At 58.1% G+C, this 17,780-nt stretch carries 17 protein-coding genes; 2 read left to right on the top strand and 15 right to left on the bottom strand.

The genetic code is table 11. The annotated features are described in order from the left end of the window. Positions 1-12: 12 nt before the first annotated feature. The 14 genes from J9880_RS00990 to rutA form a co-directional block, all read right to left on the bottom strand. Positions 13-858 (bottom strand): VOC family protein, encoded by an 846-nt coding sequence (locus tag J9880_RS00990; RefSeq protein ID WP_232769970.1) that lies wholly within the window; start codon positions 856-858, stop codon positions 13-15. Next, entirely contained in the window at positions 851-1,960 is a 1,110-nt protein-coding gene (locus tag J9880_RS00985) for an alkylhydroperoxidase domain protein (RefSeq protein ID WP_232769969.1), read from the bottom strand. Before J9880_RS00985 ends, J9880_RS00990 begins: the two co-directional genes overlap by 8 nt. Continuing rightward, positions 1,957-3,018: a putative FMN-dependent luciferase-like monooxygenase gene (locus J9880_RS00980; protein WP_232769968.1), complete on the bottom strand. Its 1,062-nt coding sequence runs from the start codon at positions 3,016-3,018 to the stop codon at positions 1,957-1,959. Before J9880_RS00980 ends, J9880_RS00985 begins: the two co-directional genes overlap by 4 nt. 27 nt (positions 3,019-3,045) lie before the next feature. Next, the gene (locus J9880_RS00975) at positions 3,046-4,647 is read right to left on the bottom strand and encodes a dipeptide ABC transporter ATP-binding protein (protein ID WP_232769967.1); all 1,602 of its coding nucleotides are present in this window, start codon (positions 4,645-4,647) and stop codon (positions 3,046-3,048) included. Then, entirely contained in the window at positions 4,644-5,507 is an 864-nt protein-coding gene (locus J9880_RS00970; RefSeq protein ID WP_119826529.1) for an ABC transporter permease, read from the bottom strand. The genes J9880_RS00975 and J9880_RS00970 overlap by 4 nt, the downstream gene beginning before the upstream one ends. Beyond that, a complete protein-coding gene (locus tag J9880_RS00965; RefSeq protein WP_095921284.1) occupies positions 5,504-6,463 on the bottom strand; it encodes an ABC transporter permease in 960 nt (319 codons plus the stop codon). Before J9880_RS00965 ends, J9880_RS00970 begins: the two co-directional genes overlap by 4 nt. 16 nt (positions 6,464-6,479) lie before the next feature. Beyond that, complete coding sequence (locus tag J9880_RS00960) at positions 6,480-8,120, bottom strand: TIGR04028 family ABC transporter substrate-binding protein (RefSeq protein ID WP_232769966.1); 1,641 nt, start codon at positions 8,118-8,120, stop codon at positions 6,480-6,482. Between the two features lie 253 nt (positions 8,121-8,373). After that, positions 8,374-9,720, bottom strand: a complete 1,347-nt coding sequence (gene rutG / locus J9880_RS00955) for a pyrimidine utilization transport protein G (protein ID WP_095921286.1) — start codon at positions 9,718-9,720, stop codon at positions 8,374-8,376. A 31-nt stretch (positions 9,721-9,751) separates the two neighbouring features. Further along, entirely contained in the window at positions 9,752-10,342 is a 591-nt protein-coding gene (gene rutF / locus J9880_RS00950) for an NADH-dependent FMN reductase RutF (protein ID WP_165772318.1), read from the bottom strand. 31 nt (positions 10,343-10,373) lie between these two features. Beyond that, on the bottom strand, positions 10,374-10,964 hold the full coding sequence (locus tag J9880_RS00945; RefSeq protein ID WP_095921287.1) for a malonic semialdehyde reductase: 591 nt from the start codon (positions 10,962-10,964) through the stop codon (positions 10,374-10,376). Continuing rightward, positions 10,949-11,788: a pyrimidine utilization protein D gene (rutD, locus tag J9880_RS00940; RefSeq protein ID WP_095921288.1), complete on the bottom strand. Its 840-nt coding sequence runs from the start codon at positions 11,786-11,788 to the stop codon at positions 10,949-10,951. The genes J9880_RS00945 and rutD overlap by 16 nt, the downstream gene beginning before the upstream one ends. A gap of 41 nt (positions 11,789-11,829) precedes the next feature. Next, positions 11,830-12,216 (bottom strand): pyrimidine utilization protein C, encoded by a 387-nt coding sequence (gene rutC, locus J9880_RS00935; RefSeq protein ID WP_047606165.1) that lies wholly within the window; start codon positions 12,214-12,216, stop codon positions 11,830-11,832. 26 nt (positions 12,217-12,242) lie between these two features. Continuing rightward, positions 12,243-12,995, bottom strand: a complete 753-nt coding sequence (rutB, locus tag J9880_RS00930) for a pyrimidine utilization protein B (protein ID WP_181955514.1) — start codon at positions 12,993-12,995, stop codon at positions 12,243-12,245. Beyond that, positions 12,992-14,083: a pyrimidine utilization protein A gene (gene rutA / locus J9880_RS00925; protein ID WP_119826523.1), complete on the bottom strand. Its 1,092-nt coding sequence runs from the start codon at positions 14,081-14,083 to the stop codon at positions 12,992-12,994. The genes rutB and rutA overlap by 4 nt, the downstream gene beginning before the upstream one ends. 324 nt (positions 14,084-14,407) lie before the next feature. Between rutA and rutR the strand changes: the two genes are divergently transcribed. Together rutR and J9880_RS00915 are read left to right on the top strand one after the other, a co-directional pair. Next, the gene (rutR, locus tag J9880_RS00920; protein WP_095921290.1) at positions 14,408-15,097 is read left to right on the top strand and encodes an HTH-type transcriptional regulator RutR; all 690 of its coding nucleotides are present in this window, start codon (positions 14,408-14,410) and stop codon (positions 15,095-15,097) included. 9 nt (positions 15,098-15,106) lie between these two features. After that, the gene (locus J9880_RS00915; protein ID WP_232769965.1) at positions 15,107-16,096 is read left to right on the top strand and encodes a metal-dependent hydrolase; all 990 of its coding nucleotides are present in this window, start codon (positions 15,107-15,109) and stop codon (positions 16,094-16,096) included. Positions 16,097-16,153: 57 nt separating this feature from the next. Here J9880_RS00915 and cycA read toward each other — a convergent pair whose 3' ends face one another. Then, the gene (gene cycA, locus J9880_RS00910) at positions 16,154-17,554 is read right to left on the bottom strand and encodes a D-serine/D-alanine/glycine transporter (protein ID WP_095921292.1); all 1,401 of its coding nucleotides are present in this window, start codon (positions 17,552-17,554) and stop codon (positions 16,154-16,156) included. Between the last annotated feature and the right edge of the window lie 226 nt (positions 17,555-17,780).

Here is a 17,780-nt window from a genome sequence, read left to right as displayed (position 1 = left end):
GCTCAACACAGATCACTCTTCCCGGAATTTAATCGCCACGCCTGAGGCATCCGCTGCGCGCACGGTGATCTGCGAGGCGTTATCTTCAAACGCGATTTCACCCACCCGCAGACTATTGCGCACCGCATCCAGCGATCGTGTGGCAAATTCCAGACCGATCATCCGGGCGCTGCCGTTTTCGCCTTCAGGCACAATGCCGAACTCCGGGGCGGCCTGTGAGGGTGTGATAAAACGGACGGTGGCGCGGCCTGCGCGCAGGGTCACTTCCTGTGATTGGGTCTGCAAGACATGCGCGCCAAACAATTCGCCGTACACTTTTGCGGCCTCCTGCGGATGTGCCGCAGAAATCACAAATCCGGTGATATCGGCCACGCCGTTCGGGTGGTTTTGCCATTCATTGCGCCATACCAGTTCCGGCGTCAGATGCTGGCAAAAGAAACTGCGGCCATTTGGCACGCGGCTGGCGGCCAGCGGTACGGTGCGAAAACGCGCATTCGGCGAGGTGCCATCGTTCAGTTCCACCGGGCGAAAGAACTCCGCCGGTGCGGAACCGGCAATGTTTTGCTGTTGCAGATGGTCATACACCGCTGACGCATCCTGCGTTTTCCACACCAGACCGGACAGACCCAGCGGTGCCTGCCACAGGTCGGTACGGGTGTGGGCGTTGCCCGGCTCATAGCCGAGCAGTTCGAGATAGTTTTCGCCGAAAATCGCCAGATGGTTACTGGATCCCAGCGAGTGATGGCCGCGCGGCGTGAGATGAAATCCCAGACGGCGGAACTGCTGCCCGGCCAGATCCAGCTGTTCGGCGACGTTGATGACCGCATGATCGAGTTGCGGTCGGATGATGTCAGTCATTAAACGGTTCTCCCAGCGTTAACATCAGACGGTTTGCCCAGGCGAAGAACGCCGCAGACTGCGCCAGATCGACAATCTCCAGTTCGTCCAGACCCTGTTCACGCAGCGCCGCAATGTGTTGCTCCGTCGCGACCGGAGGCGTGGCGGAAAGCGCGGCGGCGAAATCAATTTCGGCCTGCCAGCGGGGAGATTGTTCTTTGCTGAGAATGCCGCCCGGCGGGGTGTCGATCAGGCGCTGGACGTCTTGCGTCTGTTTGGAAAGTTGGCTGGCTTTGCGCGAATGCACCGAGGCGCAATAAATACAGCCGTTGATTTTGCTGGCGACCGTGGCGGCCAGTTCGCGCTCTTTGCGCGGCAGCCCGCCGGAAGTGTAGAAAATCCCTTTGTCGGTCAGCGTGCGTTGTTCGAGCACCGGCAGATTGCGGCCTAACAGGCGGAAGTAGTCGGAATCCGTATGGCCGAATTTCGCCAGAATCGCCTGCTGCGTATCATCAAACTCTTCGAGTTTTTTCGCCGGGATCCACGGTTCCCAGCCGAGTTCTTCCTGGGTAAACGCCTGCGGTGCGTCGCGTCCGCTGTGGGTATTGGGTTCAGTCCGCCAGAACGCTGCGCCGACCGGTTTATTGCTGCCGTTTTCCACCGGTTTGCCGCCGATCAGCCGGTAGCTGCGCAACACGCGGCTCTGGAAGCTGACGAACGCGATCAGTTGCGACAGCGTGACAATCGCATCCGCCGACCAGCCGGCTTTTTTCAGTGCCTGCAAATGCGCGGGCGTGGCGCTGGCCGGTTTGAAACTCAGGCGTTCACCGTGCGTCAGCGCGGCGTCGAGGCGGGCAGTTTCGTCGATATCCGGCAAATCCTGCAAACGCTCGGAATAGTGCTGAGTCAGTTGCGAATCGCCGTGCCAGCGCGCGACGTTTTGCGCTAAACGCAGGCGTTCAGCCAGCGAAAAATCCACGCCATCCTGTTCAGTAAACAGCGCGTCGTAGCTGCCCTGCGCGTGACGGGTGGCGGCGTCTCGGGTGTCGCGTGCCTGTTTGAGGGCTGAGCCGGGGGCGATGTCAGCCAGTTTTTCCAGCAGGTCGGTCTGATAAGTCGTCATAGGGTTTCTCTTGAAAATGAGGGATCGGCGGAAGAGGTGGAAACACGGCGCTGCGGCGTGCGGCGAACCCAGCCGAGCGCGGGCGCAACGTGACGGGCAATCAGTTCGATGGAACGTAAAATGTAAGGGTGCGGCGGATCGATGGAATGCACCTGAAACGCCAGATCGGTGACACGTGCCAGCGCAGTATCGGCCTGCAATGTCGCGGTGACCTGTGCCGCCGTGCCGAGATGTACGTCGAAAGCGCGGATGTAATCGTCCAGCGTATCGCCCTGCACAATCTGCCCGCTGGCTCGGTGGTTTTCGGCCTGACGGCGTAAACCTTTTTGCGCCAGTTCACGGGCTTCATCGCCGTTTTCAGTGACGAATGCGGTACGCGATCCCATGATGCGCGGCGTCACGCCTTCCGGCAGTGCATCCAGATAGGCATCGATAATCGGGTTTTGCAGTTCATCGAGACGCAAATCTGGCGCATCTTGCGGGCGCGGCTGGGTGCGCGAAAGCATCAGGCCGTCGCCGGATTTACCGGCACGTGCGCCGCCGTCCACCGAGAACGTCGCCTGCCAGACGCGGTTCGCCAGCTGCGGTGCTGCGGGATATAAGCGGTTATCGGTGCCCGCCAGCGGTTCGCCGCGCCAGGCGGTGAGCAGGGTTTGCAGGTTGTTGCCAAACGCCGTGCCGCGATCCTGACTTTCCAGCCCGAACGGCGGGAATGACGTCGGCGTGCCGCCCGAACCTAAACCGATTTCAAGCCGTCCGCCGGAGAGTAAATCCAGCACGGCGGTGTCTTCGGCAACGCGCAACGCATTCTCCATCGGCAGGGTGATCACGCCGGTGCCGAGACGGATAAAGCGGGTATGCGCTGCCACCTGCGCGAGGAAAACCAGCGGCGCAGGCAGGCCGCCTTCGGCCTCGTGAAAATGGTGCTGCGCGACCCACGCGGAATCAAATCCCAATTGTTCGGCGTGAATGATCTGCTCGGTCGCCAGCCGGTAACGCTCCTGCGCGCTGGTGTTGTCCAGAAGACGGGTAAAAAATCCAAGACGTTTACTGCTCATAATGTCCCTCTTTATGTCGTGTGCGGTTCAGGCGGCGCGATGGCGGCCGGGTATGGCGTCAATCAGCTGGCGGGTGTAATCGCTGGAAGGCAGGGCGAAAACGTCTTCCACGTTGCCGGAATCCACCTGCTGCCCGCGGTTCAACACCGAGACGCTGTGCGAGATTTGCCGGACGGTCGCCAGATCGTGCGAGATAAACAAATAGGTCAGGCCGAGTGAATCCTGTAACTGTTGCAGCAACGTCAGGATTTGCGCCTGCACGGTGACATCCAGCGCCGACGTCGCTTCATCGAGGATCAGCACTTTCGGCTCTAAAATTAACGCGCGCGCAATCGCCACCCGCTGGCGCTGTCCGCCGGACAGTTCACGCGGTTTGCGGCTGAGTAATTCTTCCGGCAGCGCCACGCGGCGGGCGATATCCAGCACCCGTTCACGGCGAACGGCGGCGGGGATTTTTTCGAAATTCAGCAGGGGTTCTTCGATCACGTTGAACAGCGTTTGCGACGGATCCAGCGAGGCGAACGGATTCTGATACACCAGCTGGATTTTCCTGCGCAACTGACGCAGGGCTTCGCCTTTCAGGCGCGTGATGTCTTCGCCGTCAATCAGCACGCGCCCGCTGTCCGGTTTCTGAAAACCGAGCAGAATGCGCGCCAGCGTGGTTTTACCGGAGCCGGATTCACCGACCAGCGAATGCGTGGTGCCGCGCGGAATGCTGAAAGAGACGTGATCCACGGCGCGGAACGCCGCCTGATTTTTGCCGCCGAGGGTGAAATCGTGGGTGATGTTTTCCACCACCAGCACCGGATCTTCCGCCGTGCGCAGGTGCGCGCGGTGGCGGCCGGAAAGGGCAGGGACATCGGCGAAAAGCTGGCGGGTGTAATCGCTTTTCGGGGCGCTCAGCACCTCTGCGGTCACGCCCTGTTCCTGCACTTTGCCGTGACGGAACACCAGCAAGCGGTCGGCACGTTCGGCGGCTATCGCCAGATCATGCGTGACCAGCAATACGGCGGTGCCGGACTCGCGGCGCAGTTCGTCGATCAAATCCAGAATGCGTTTTTGCACCGTGACGTCCAGCGCGCTGGTCGGCTCATCGGCGATGATAAGCGCCGGTTGCAGCGCAATCGCAATGGCGATCAGTACGCGCTGTTTCATGCCGCCGGAAAGTTCGTGCGGATACTGTTTCGCCCGCTGTTCAGGGTGCGACAGCCCGACGCGGGAAAGCAGTTCCACCACGCGGGCGTCGCGCTGCTGACGTGGCAGGCGCTGATGGATATCGAGAATTTCCGCAACCTGCGAGCCGATGGTTTTTACCGGATCCAGCGAACTGGTGGGATCCTGCGGTATCAGGCTGATGCGTGCGCCGCGCAGGGCATCAAGGCGGCGCTGCGACCACTGGCTGATGTCGGTGCCGTTAAGGCGAATTTCACCCTGTTCGATATGGCCGTTCTCCTCCAGCAGACCGATGATCGCCTGTGCGGTAGTGGTTTTGCCGGAGCCGGATTCGCCGACCAGCGCCAGCACTTCACCGGCGTTAATCGTAAACGACACGTTATGCACCACCGGTTTGCCGTCGTAGGCGATGGAAAGATTGTCCAGTTCGAGTACCGGATGCGTTTGTGCGTTCATCGCGTTCTCCTGCGTAATGACTGGCTGATGCGGTTGGCGGAAAGCACCACTAACACCACGACCACGCCGGGGAAGGTGGTCAGCCACCAGGCAGTCGAGATGTAGTTACGGCCTTCGGCGATCAGTAAGCCCCATTCCGGCGTCGGTGGCGGAGTGCCGTAACCGAGAAAACTCAGGGTGGAAATCGCCAGGATCGCGCTGCCGAACTGCAGGGCCGAGAAGGCGATCACCGTGGTGAGTGAGTTGGGCAAAATGTGCCGCCACAGAACCGACAGGAAGGAACCGCCGCTGCCATACGCCGCTTCGACGTAATCGCTGTGACGCACCAGCACCACTTCAGCGCGCGCCAGACGGGCGAAGTTGGCAACCGACGTGACACCGACGGCAATCGCCGCGTGAACCGTGCCGAAACCCAGCAAAATAATCACACTCAGCGACAGCAACAGACCGGGAATGGACAGCAACACGTCGTTGATGCGCATGACGATGGCGTCCACCAGACCGCCGCTGGCACCGGCAGCCAGCCCGAGCGCGGTGCCGAACACCAGCCCGAGCGCCACGGCGACCAGCGCCCCGGAAAGCGAATGTGATGCGCCGTAGACAATGCGCGCATAGACATCGCGGCCAAGCTGATCCGTGCCCAGCCAGTGTCCGGCCTGCGGGGCCAGACGCTGCGCACCGGCAATCCCTTCGGTGCCGCTGTAACCGGTAAATAAGCCGGGGGCAATCGCCCACAAAATAACGGTCGCCATCACCAGCCACGCGAGGATTAAGCCCGGTTGCAGGCGGGCGGGTTTCCAGCTGCGGCGCTGGGTGAGCGGTAATGAAAGCGTGTTTTTGCCAAGCGGTAAGCTGCTCATGCGGTGGCTCCCCGTGAGTTTTTAGACGCAGAGGCCTTGAGGCGCGGATCGAGCAACGGATACAGCAAATCGACCAGCAAATTGATGCCGACAAAGGCGGCAGCGGAAATCACCACAATCGCCTGCAATACCGCGACATCCTGATTATTCACCGCCTGCTGCGTGAGTTGTCCGAGTCCGTTAAGGCCGAAGACGGTTTCGGTGATCAGGGCGCCGGCGATCAGTTCGCCAAACAGCAAACCGGCAATGGTCAGCGCCGGAAGCAGGGCGTTGCGCGCCACATGACGCCACAACACGCCGCTGCGGCTGGCGCCTTTGGCGCGGGCGACGGCAACGAACGGCTGGGTTTGCACCTGATCAATGCTGCGGATGAGGATCTGCGCCAGCGGCGCGGAAATCGGCACCGCCAGCGTGATAATCGGCAAAATCAGCCCGACCCATTCACCCGGATTGATCACCGGTATCCAGCGCAGATGGAATGAGAAAAACTGAATCAGCGCGATACCCAGCCAGAAGGTTGGGATGGAAATAAACAGCGACGGCACGGCCTGTAAGGCATTTTTCAGCCAGCCGAAATGCAGCAGGCTGGAGAGAAACGCCAGTGCAAAGGCCACCACGGCGGCCAGTGCGAAGCCAGTCAGCGCCAGACGCAACGTCGGCGGGAAGTTGCTGCTGAGTAATTCAGTCACCGGGACGCCAGCCTGAATCGAATAGCCCAGATCCCCGCGCAGGAAATTGCCCAGCGTATGCAGATATTGTTGCCAGACCGGCACATCCGCGCCGTAGGCGGCACGCATATCGGCGATTTGCGCCGGGCTTAATCCCATGTCCGGGTTCTGGAATTTAATCAGGATCGCGTCGCCGGGCAGCACCTGCAACAGGATGAAGGAGACGGTAAACGCCGCCCACAACACCAGCAATGCCTGCCCGAATCGACCGCTCACGTATCGGCTCATGATTTACCCTCGTCTGTTAATGCTTTTCCAGCCATGCGCCGTAGAAGCTCGGACGCCCGACCGCTTCAAAGCTGACGCCTTTGAAATACGGCGCACCGGCAAACACCTGCGGCTCTTCGAAAATCGGAATGACATACGCCTGATCCAGCAGGTAGTTCTGCACGTCGCCGGTCAGTGCCAGACGTTTTTTCGGATCGACTTCGGCTGAAATGGCGGTCAGCAGGTCGTTAAGTTTGTCGTCGCGGAAGTTGTTCACCTTGCTGCTCAGGCCGCCTTTTTGCAGCAGCGCATCGCGGTTGGTCGGGTAGAAGGAGCTTTTGATCACGTCCGGATCGGCGCGTCCGACTTCCACCACGTTGGCCGGGGTTTTCTCGGGATCAAGGTTATCCGCCACGCGGCTGCCCGCATCGCCCGCCAGAATATTCAGCTTTGCGCCGACCTGACTCCATTGCTGGGAGACCAGCTGCAACACCTCTTTGTTCTGCGGCTGTGGCAGGGATTCATAAATGGTCAGCGACAGCGTTTTGCCGTCTTTCTGGCGGATGCCGTTCGGACCCGGTTTCCAGCCCGCTTCATCCAGCAGCTTTTTGGACAGCGTCGGGTCGTAGGTCAGCTTGTTGCTCAGATCGACATAACCGGCCGCTGTTTTGGCAATCACAGAGGTGGCCTGCGGATAGTTCGGCGAGAACAGCGTATCGACCACCTGTTTGCTGTTGGTGGCGTGCAGCAGCGCCTGACGCACTTTCAGATCGGATACCAGCGCGTTGTCCGGCCGGAACGAAATGCTGTCGTTGACACCTTTGGTCGGCGCGGCATAAATCGGGAAGTTCTGGTCTTTGGCCTGTTTCTCGTCATACGCCTGAACCTGACGGATGAAATCTGCCTGACCCGCCAGCAGCGCGCCGATACGCACGCTGTCTTCGCCGGTGACGATCACTTTGATGCCGTCAAGATTGGCGCGACCTTGCTGTTTGAGGTTTTTCGGCCCCCAGTGGTAATCCTTACGCGCGGTCAGATCGACTTCGCGACCCAGCGTTTCTTTGCTGACCACGAACGGGCCGGAACCGATGATGTGCGTGGCGTCGCCCAGCGCATCAAAGTTGCGATCCAGCGTGCTCAGCGATACCAGACCGGAGCCAATGGTCGCGGTGCCCTGCAGGAAGCCCGGCGAGGATTTTTTGAAATAGAACTTCACGGTCAGCGGATCGACCACTTCGCTGTGGTCATAATTGTTGATGACTTCGGAGACCGGCAGGTGATGCGCTTTATTGCCCAGACCGTAAGTATCAAAGTTTTTGGCCACCGCGCTGGCATCCAGCGGCGTGCCGTCAGAGAAGGTCACGCCCGGCCGCAGTTTGAAGGTGTACTCGGTTTTGTCGGCATTGAACGACCAGGATTCGGCGATCCAGGGTTCTATTTCCAGCGTCTTCGGATTCTGATAGGTCAGTTTGTCGGTGATCTGATTCAGGATGCCGCCGTTCGGGTAGAAGCCGCCAGCGGGCGGATACAGGTTGGTGTGCGCCTGTTGTTCCAGATAAATCAGGGTGCCGCCCTGTACCGGTGTGCCGTCAGCGGCGAGAACAGAAAACGTGCTGGTGAGAAGTGCCCCTAAAGCCAGTGCGCGGGTCACCGCGTTAATCCGGCGAATGTTCTTCATCGTTAAACCCTTTTTCTTATTGGTCATGGTGGCAGGTGATGACTCTGGCTTCTTAGAACCAAAGTGCTGAACCCATAACAAACCAATTTAAGGGGCAGGTGAACGAAGGAATTTTGCAATCGTTAGCTGGAAACGGCATTAGGGAAAACGGGCGGGAGGCAGAAAGAAAAAAACCAGCGGCTAATCCGGACGGGTGGACCGGCTAACCGCTGGCGATCATCAAAAATGATGAGCTAAGGAGAAACTGAGGTCGTCAGTGATCTTTTAATGCAGCTTCTGTGCCAGTTTTTATTTCAGGCTGCGTTTTAAGCTGTTTGCTGCGGCTGAGGAAGGCATTCAGCAAAATCGCGCCAAAGGTTGCCGTGCCGATGCCGCCCATGCTGAAGCCGCCCAGACTCAGGGTAAAGTTGCCTGCGCCCAGTACCAGCGTGACCGCCACCATGATCAGATTTCCGTTAAGTCCCAGATCCACCTGATTTTGTACCCAGATGCGGGCACCGGCCACGGCAATCAATCCGAACACCACAATCGATGCGCCACCGAGTACCGGCCCCGGAATAGTGTGGATCAGTGCACCAAATTTGGGCGAGAAGCCCAACACAATGGCAACGAGGGCGGCGGCGACAAAAATCAGTGTGGAGTAAATCTTGGTCACCGCCATCACGCCGATGTTTTCTGCGTAGGTGGTGACGCCGGTCCCGCCTGCCGAGGCGGACAGTAAGGTCGCCAGACCGTCGCCGACAAACGCGCGACCCATGTACGGGTCGAGGTTTTTGCCGGTCATGCCCGCCACCGCTTTAATGTGGCCGAGGTTTTCCGCCACCAGAATCACCGCCACCGGGGCGATCATCAGCATGGCGTGAGAACTGAACACCGGCGTGGTGATGGTCGGTACGCCAAACCACGGCGCCTGTGCCACGGCGCTGAAATCCACCGGTGCGCCCAGCCCGAGGCCGTTGGTGATCACCATGTAAATCAGGTATGCCGCCACCAGCCCGAGCAGCAGCAACAGACGCTGCACCAGACCGCGGGTGAACACCGCCACCGAGCCGATACACAGCACGGTCATCACCGCCATCCAGCTGTCAAACGATGAAGCCGAGACGCTGTTAATGGCAATCGGCGCGAGGTTCAGACCTATCGCCATCACCACCGCACCGGTCACCACCGGCGGCATCAGGCGCTCAATCCAGCGCGTGCCGACCGCCATCACCACAAAACCGATCAACGTATAAATCACGCCGCAGGCAATAATGCCGCCCAGCGCCACGCCGATATTCGGGTTCGCGCCGTGGCCGCTGTAGCCGGTCACTGCGATCACCAGCCCGACAAACGCGGCGCTGGATCCGAGATAACTGGGCACACGTCCGCCCACCACCAGAAAGAACAGCAGGGTGCCGATGCCCGACATCAGGATCGCCATGTTGGCGTCAAAACCCATCAGCAAAGGCATTAACACCGTGGCACCAAACATCGCCACCGTGTGTTGCAGCCCCATGATCACCGTCGATCCGAACGGCAGTCGCTCATCCGGCGCGATCACCGCGCCATCCAGATTGCCTTCTCTTTTACGCCATTGTGGAAACCAGGTATTCGCCATGCACGACCCTTACTAAGTTGAGAGGATTGAGTTAACAGGCTATCTGACGCATCAGCGGGTGATAGCGCCGGTCGAAATACACCAGTCCGTGGCTGTCGTCGTTGCGTCGTAATGCAACGGCTTCACAAAATAAAATGTCGTGTGTGCCGACGCGGGTGATTTGCGTGACCTTGCAGTCAAACGACACCAGCGCGTCGGTGAGGATCGGCGAACCGGTGGCAAGACGCGCCCACTCGGCGGCGTCGAAGCGTTGCTCCATCGGCGTTTTGCCGCCAAATAAATTGGACAGCGACTCATGGCAATCTGCCAGCGTGTTCACGCACAGCACCTGATTTTGCGTAAACGCCGGATGCACCGAGGCGGAACGGTTCAGGCAGACCAGCAATGTCGGCGGCGTATCGGTGACGCTGCACACGGCTGACGCGGTGAAACCTGCCCGCCCGCCGGGGCCGTCGGTGGTAATGATGTTGACGGCAGAACCGAGACGCGCCATCGCATCGCGGTACTCCTGTTTTTCAACGGCGGCTTGTTTTTCAACGGCAGCCTGTTTTTCGGCGAAGGCCTGTTGTTCAACGGCAGGCATATTGGTTGCAGGCAATGTGGCGTTCAGGGTGGATGGCATGGTCGTGTCCTCAGAGTTTAATCAGTGATGCTTACAGCACGCGGCATGCGCGGTCGAAATCAAGGCGTGGCGCGCGCGGATACACTTTGCTGCTGTCGCCGTAACCGATGTTGATCAGAAAATTGGATTTCCAGCCTTCCTGCGCCAGAAAGGTGTCATCGACCTTCGCGTTGTCAAAACCTGACATCGCGCCGGTGTCCAGACCCAGCGAGCGGCAGGCCATGATCAGATACGCGGCCTGCAAACTGCTGTTGCGGAACGCCGTATCCTGCGCCAGTTGCGGGCTGGAGGTGAACCACGAACGGGCATCGCCGGACGGATACAGCTCGGGCAGCAGTTCGTAGAACTCCGGATCCCAGGCAATGATCGCCGTGACCGGTGCGGTCATGGTTTTCTTCAGATTGCCGCCAGAAAGCGCCGGAGCCAGTTTTTCTTTTGCTTCCTGACTCTGAATAAACACGATACGCAGCGGGCTGCAGTTGGCCGAGGTTGGCCCCATGCGTGCCAGATCGTAAATCGTTTTCAGCTGTGCGCCGGTCACCGGCTTATCCAGCCAGCCGTTGTGGGTGCGGGCGTCGGTGAATAAGGTTGCCAGTGCGCTGGCGGTTAATGCTTCGGCCATGATGTCTCCGTGGGCAGACGACCGGCAGGTGCGGCAGAAGCTTGCGATGAATGCCGCAGCAGCCAGTCCAGTAAAATCGGGTTAAAGGTTTCCGGGTCGGTCACGCTCATGGCATGACCGCCGTACAGCATTTGGGTGTGTTCGCCGTGGGGCAGGCGGGATGCGAGATCCACCGAACGCGACCACGGCACCAGCAGATCATCTTTACAGCTGAACGCCAGCGTCGGCGTAATCACCTGACCGAGGCTTTCCGTCAGGTCTGAATCCATCAGCGCCTGTAAACGGTGCAGCAGGTTTTCCATCCCCTGAAAATGCGCCACCTGATGCTGGCGCTCTTCCTGCAATAACGCCTCATGTTCAGAAAGCCAGTCCCCCGGATACAGAAACAGCGGCTGCGCCTGCACATAGGCATCCACGCCGCTGTTGAGCAGCAGATTTTGCCGCACTTCAAAGCAGCGCCGCGTCTGGCTGTCGAGCTTCGTCCAGCCGTTAATCACCACCAGACTTTGCAACAGCGCCGGATAACGCAGGGCAAGATGCAGGCCGATGATGCCGCCGAGTGCGTGGCCGACCAGATGGCAGCGGCTGATATCCAGCCCGTTGAGCATCCCCGCCAGTTCGTCGGCCATGTCTTCCATGCGGTAACCCGCAGGCACCGTGCCCTGACTGACACCGGTGCCGTGCTGGTCATAGACCACGACGCGAAAATGCTCCGCGAGCATCGCCAGTTGGGGTTGCCAGAAGCCGCCCGAACCGCCCAGTCCCGAAGAGAGTACGACGGTTTCTGCATCCGCATTTTTCTTACCCAATACCTTGTAATACATGTTGTTTCCTCAAGGTGCTCAGGACAGGGTTTAAAAACGATTTACTTGCCGATATGGGCAACTGACGCGATTTCAATCAGCGCATCCGGTTTCACCAGCCCGCACTGAATACAGAAGCGTGCCGGTTTTTCACCGGGGAAGTATTCGGCGTACACCTGATTCACTGCGCCGTAGTTCGCCCAGTCGGTGATAAAAATCGAGTTCATGGTGACGTCGTCCATCGTGCCACCTGCGGTTTCGATCACGCTTTTGATGATCTCCAGCACATGACGGGTTTGCGCGGCGGCGTCGCCGACATGCACCACGTTGTTGTCTTTATCAAACGGCAGGGTGCCGGAAACGTACACCACGCCATCGGCGAGGGTGCCCGGAACAAAAGGGGCCAGCGGAACGCCGCTGCCCGCCGGAATAATGGCGCTTTTAGGCATGGTTAATTGTCCTTTTCAGAAAGCGGTCAGGCCGCGTTTTGTTCAGTTTTGTAACCCACGGCGTCGCAGAAATTGCGCACGCTGGAGACCCAGCCAAAGAAGGTTTCGATGTTATAAATCGCCGCTTTTTGCGCGAATTCCGGTCCGGCCTGATGGGTGGCGTCTTCCAGCACTACGCCGAAATATTCCAGAAAGAACCCGTCGCGCAGCGTGGATTCGACGCACACGTTGGTGGCGATGCCGGTGAAGACCAGATGATGAATACCGTAACTGCGCAGCAGGCTGTCGAGCTGGGTATTGAAGAAGCCGCTGTAACGCGGTTTTGGCAACACAATGTCGCCCGGCTGCGGCTGAAGTTCGTCGACCAGGTCATAATCCCAGTCGCCTTTTGCCAGCAGTTTGCCCATCAGTTCCGGGCGCTTGCGCATGGTTTTCAGCGCATTGGATTTGTGGAAGTTCGGCGAACCGGCACCTCCGGCTTCGACATACTGATTGTCCCAGCCGTTCTGGAAGAAAATCACTTTAATCCCGGCGGCGCGGGCGGCGGCAATCGCCACTTTGATATTGGCAATCACCGGCGCGGTGGCGGAAACATCAAAGCCCGCCAGATCCAGATAACCGCCTTGTGAGGCGTAGGCGTTTTGCATATCCACCACGATCAGCGCCGTTTGTTGCGGCGTAAAGGCAATGGCTTCAGGACGTGCTGTGAGGATCGTTTCCTCGCCGGTATTTTGGGGTTCGCGGCGGACCACAGTTTGATTCTCAACGACGTTCATCATGCGACCTCTTTCTGCTCAGTGCCGATGTGCTGGCGGGTTTTCATTAATGGCTGGATGTAACGACCGAAGTTTTCGATGCCTTGTACGAAATCGTCAAAGGTCAGCAGCACGCCGCCTGCGCCGGGCACGGTGTCGATTTCATCGAGCATTCTGGCGACGCTGGCGTAAGAACCGACCAGCGTGCCCATGTTGATATTGACGGCGGAGGTCGGGTCAGCCATCTGGCGGACGTTGGTGTCGGCTCCGGATTTGGTGTCTTTGCTGCTCTGGTCGGTCAGCCAGGCGAGTGCTTCGGCGTCAGCCCCGGCTTTATACAGATCCCATTTGGCGCGGGCGGCGGCATCGGTTTCGTCGGCAATCACCATAAACAGCACGTAAGAAGAGACGTCGCGTCCTTCGGCTTCGGCCGCCGTTTTCATGCGCGCGGCGGTCGGCGCAAACGCGGTCGGGGTGTTCACGCCTTTGCCGAAGCAGAAGTTGAAGTCGGCGTGTTTAGCGGAGAACGCCATGCCGGCATCACTTTGTCCGGCGCAGATGACTTTCATCTCGCTTTGCGGACGCGGACTGACGCGGCAGTCGTCCATTTTGAAGAATTCGCCGTCCAGCGTGCAGTGGCCGGTGCCCCACAGGTCACGCAGCACGCTAACGTACTCGGTCAGATAGTCGTAGCGGCGGGTGAAATAATCATCGCCCGGCCACATGCCCATCTGTTCGTATTCCGGTTTCTGCCAGCCGGTGACGACGTTGACGCCGAAACGGCCATTGGAGATGGAATCAATGGTGGCGGCCATGCGTGCCACAATCGCCGGAGGCATAACCAGCGTGGCGGCCGTGGCGTAAAGCTGGATGCGGGAGGTCACGGCAGCGAGGCCCGCCATCAGCGTGAACGACTCCATGTTGTGTTCCCAGAATTCGGTTTTGCCGCCGAAGCCGCGCAGTTTGATCATCGAGAGCGCGAAATCAAAATGGTAATGCTCCGCTTTCTGCACAATGGTTTTGTTCAGTTCGAAGGTCGGTTTGTACTGCGGCGCAGTTTCTGAAATTAACCAGCCGTTGTTGCCGATAGGAATAAAGACACCGATTTTCATAGCTCACCTCATGATGCAACGCGAATGAAGGAATTCAGGATCGCTATTGCAAGCCGGATGCCAGTTTTTTAATCTCTTTGGTTATCAGTGTGTTGAAAATATGTTTTCATTTTTGGTGGAGCAAACGGTCTGTTTCAGACCATTTGGTCAAAAATAACTGCACATAAATCAGGCAGGATTGAACGTAAATGGTGCAATTTTGTTAAATAACACAATTATTGTGGTTATTATTTTGTTGCTTTCATTTATGCGGCGGTTAGCGATAGTCGCTTTTATTCCCATTTGTTATGCTTTGAGCCTTGCTGTTTGTCTCAGGGAGACGTTGTGAAGCCATTGGTTGAACCTCCGCAGTCTGCCGCCGGGGAAACAAAACCCCGCAAAGCGGCGGCGAAAGCACCGACGCGACGTTCGCGGGCGGTCGCGGCCAAACGCGGCACCATCATGGCCGCGGCACTGGAATTTTTCTCGTTGTACGGTCTCCACGGCACCAGCCTGGATCAGGTGGCGGAACGCGCCGACGTGTCGAAAACCAACCTGCTGTATTACTTCCCGTCGAAAGAAGATTTGTATATCGCCGTGCTGAAAGGGCTGCTGGATATCTGGCTGGCGCCGCTGAAAGCCTTGCAGCCGGATCAGCATCCGCTGGAAGCGATCCGCGAATATATCCGCCTGAAACTCTGTGTCTCCCGCGATCACCCGCAGGCGTCGCGGTTGTTTTGTCTGGAGATGGTGCAGGGCGCGCCGCTGCTGAAACAGGAACTGGGCGGCAGCCTGAAAACGCTGGTGGAAGATAAATCGGATGTGATCCGCGGCTGGATTAAAGAGGAGCTGATCGCCCCGGTTGACCCGATGCAGCTGATTTTTATGCTGTGGGCCACCACGCAACATTACGCCGATTTTGGTGTACAGGTCGAAGCCATCACCGGCAAAACGCTCAGCGATCCTGACTACTTTGAGCAAACGGTGAGCAACGTGCAGCGCATTATCACCGAAGGCATCCAGCGTCGGGATTAAGGGGTCAGAATGGATTCGGTTTCGCAGTTAGTGTTAGGGGCGGCCATCGGTATTGCGGTGATGGGCAAACGCACGCCGGTGTGGAAATCCGCACTGGCCGGGGCGGTGTGCGGCACGCTGCCCGATCTGGACGTGTTTTACGATCACGGTGACGCCATCAGCAATATGACGATGCACCGCACCGAAAGCCATGCGTTGTTTTATCTGACGCTGATTTCACCGCTGCTGGCCTGGCTGATGGCAAAACTGTTCAGCGGCGGGCAACATTTCCGCCACTGGTGGGGCGCGGTCTGGCTGGCGTTGATCACCCATCCGCTGCTGGACTTAATGACCGTTTACGGCACGCAACTCGGATTGCCATTCACAAATTATCCGTTTGCGGTCGGCAGTGTTTTCATTATCGATCCGCTTTATACCTTACCGCTGATCATCGGCGTCGGGCTGGCGCTGTATCGCGAACAACAGCGCGGCATCATGTGGAACAACGTGCTGCTGGGCATCAGTTGCCTGTATCTGGTGTGTACCGTAGTTGAACAGCATCAGGTGACGCGGCACGTCGGCGAAGAACTGCAACGCCAGAATATCGAAAGCACGCAGGTGCTGGTCACGCCGACACCGCTCAATTCGCTGGTGTGGCGGGTGGTGGTGATGCGCCGTGACAGCTACGGTGAAGGGTTTACCTCGCTGCTGCACCCGGATTCCCCGATCCGTTTCCGCTTTTATCCGCGCGGCGAAGCCTTATATGCAGCGCATAAAGACAATGCGTTTCTGGCGCGCGTCGCCTGGTTCAGCCACGGTTTTTACAGCGTGAAAGAACAGGGCGGCCATATTTTGGTCAGTGATTTGCGCATGGGGCAGGAACCGGATTACACCTTTGCGTTTGATCTCGGTGAAATGAAACCCGGCGCGCCACCGGAACTGCCGGTGAAAGTGGCCTCCGTCAGACCCACAGCGGCGAAAATGTGGGCACAGTTCAGGCAGGCGCTGGAGGTGGAGTGATCCGCCAAAACGTAAAAAGGAGCCAGATGGCTCCTCTTCTTCTCATGAGTTTATCACTCAGGCTTTACGGCTGCGCCTGCGTAACCCATACCCAATCCCAAGGATCACAAACCACAGCGGCGTGACCATCAGCGCCTGTCGGGTGTCATCCTGCAAGGTCAGCAGAACCAGAACGAAGGCGAAGAACGCCATACACACCCAGCACATCAGTTTGCCGAGAGGCATTTTGTAGATGGATGCTTCATGCAACTGCGGGCGCTGACGACGATAGACCAGATACGAGCAAAGGATGATGGTCCAGACGAACATAAACAGGATCGCAGAAACGGTGGTGACCAGCGTGAAGACCGTCACTACGTTCGGGATCAGGTAAATCAGCACTACACCGCCGAGCAGGCAGATGCAGGAGAAGGTCAGGCCGTTTGACGGGACCGCGCGGGAGGAGAGCTTACCGAAGGCTTTCGGCGCGTTGCCTTCCTGAGCCAGACCAAACAGCATGCGGCTGGTGGAGAACACCCCGCTGTTGGCGGAGGATGCCGCAGACGTCAGCACCACGAAGTTAATGATGCTCGCCGCCGCCGGAAGACCGGCCAGAACGAACAACTCAACAAACGGGCTTTTATCCGCCACCACGTGGCTCCACGGTGTCACGGACATAATCATGATCAGCGAGAAGACGTAGAACATGATGATACGCAGCGGAATGGCGTTGATGGCGCGCGGCAGGGATTTCTGCGGATCCTTGGTTTCGGCGGCGGTCGTGCCGACCAGTTCGATACCGACAAACGCGAACACCGCGATCTGGAAACCGGCAAAGAAGCCGCTGACGCCTTTCGGGAAGAATCCGCCGTCATTCCACAGGTTGCTGAATGAGGCAACGGTGCCGGTCGGCGTCTGGAAGTGCGTCAGTACCATCACCAGCCCGGCGATAATCAGCCCGACAATAGCAACGATTTTAATCATCGCAAACCAGAACTCCATCTCACCAAACATTTTCACGGTGGCGAGATTGAGGCTCAGCAGCACCAGCACGCAGAGCAGGGATGCGACCCATTGCGACAGTCCGGGGAACCAGAACTGTGCGTAGGCCGTGATGGCGACGACATCAGCAATGCCGGTCACCACCCAGCAGAACCAGTAGGTCCAGCCGGTGAAATATCCGGCCCACGGGCCCAGCAGGTCAGCAGCAAAGTCGCTGAAGGATTTGTATTCAAGATTGGACAGTAACAGTTCGCCCATCGCACGCATGACGAAAAACAGCATAAAGCCGATGATCATGTAGACGAAAATAATGGACGGACCGGCGAGGCTGATGGTTTTACCGGAGCCCATAAACAGGCCGGTACCGATAGCACCACCGATGGCAATAAGCTGGATATGGCGGTTGGAGAGATTTCGCCGCAAACCTTCAGCGTTCTCTTCCTCCGGCTGGACGAGGATTTTTGACTCTTCTTGCATGTTGTATTGATTCCTGTTTTTTGCTTTTTGCGTATGAACTCCGCCATATCGCATTCATTTACGTCAGTCTTTTGAGCTCTGAACGGCTCTTTTATCACCACAACTGGAACGACAGTTGCTGCGGATGGTGTAATAGTAATGTTAAGTGCGCATTTATTATAACTGGCATGAAAAATGCCGAAGAAAAAAATGTATCGTATTTTTTACATCGCGGATAATTGAGTGT

The sequence above is a fragment of the Rahnella victoriana genome (assembly GCF_021276285.1).
Lineage (GTDB): Bacteria > Pseudomonadota > Gammaproteobacteria > Enterobacterales > Enterobacteriaceae > Rahnella > Rahnella victoriana.
Note: the sequence above shows the minus strand (reverse complement) of the source record. Positions and strands in the feature narration are given on the sequence as shown.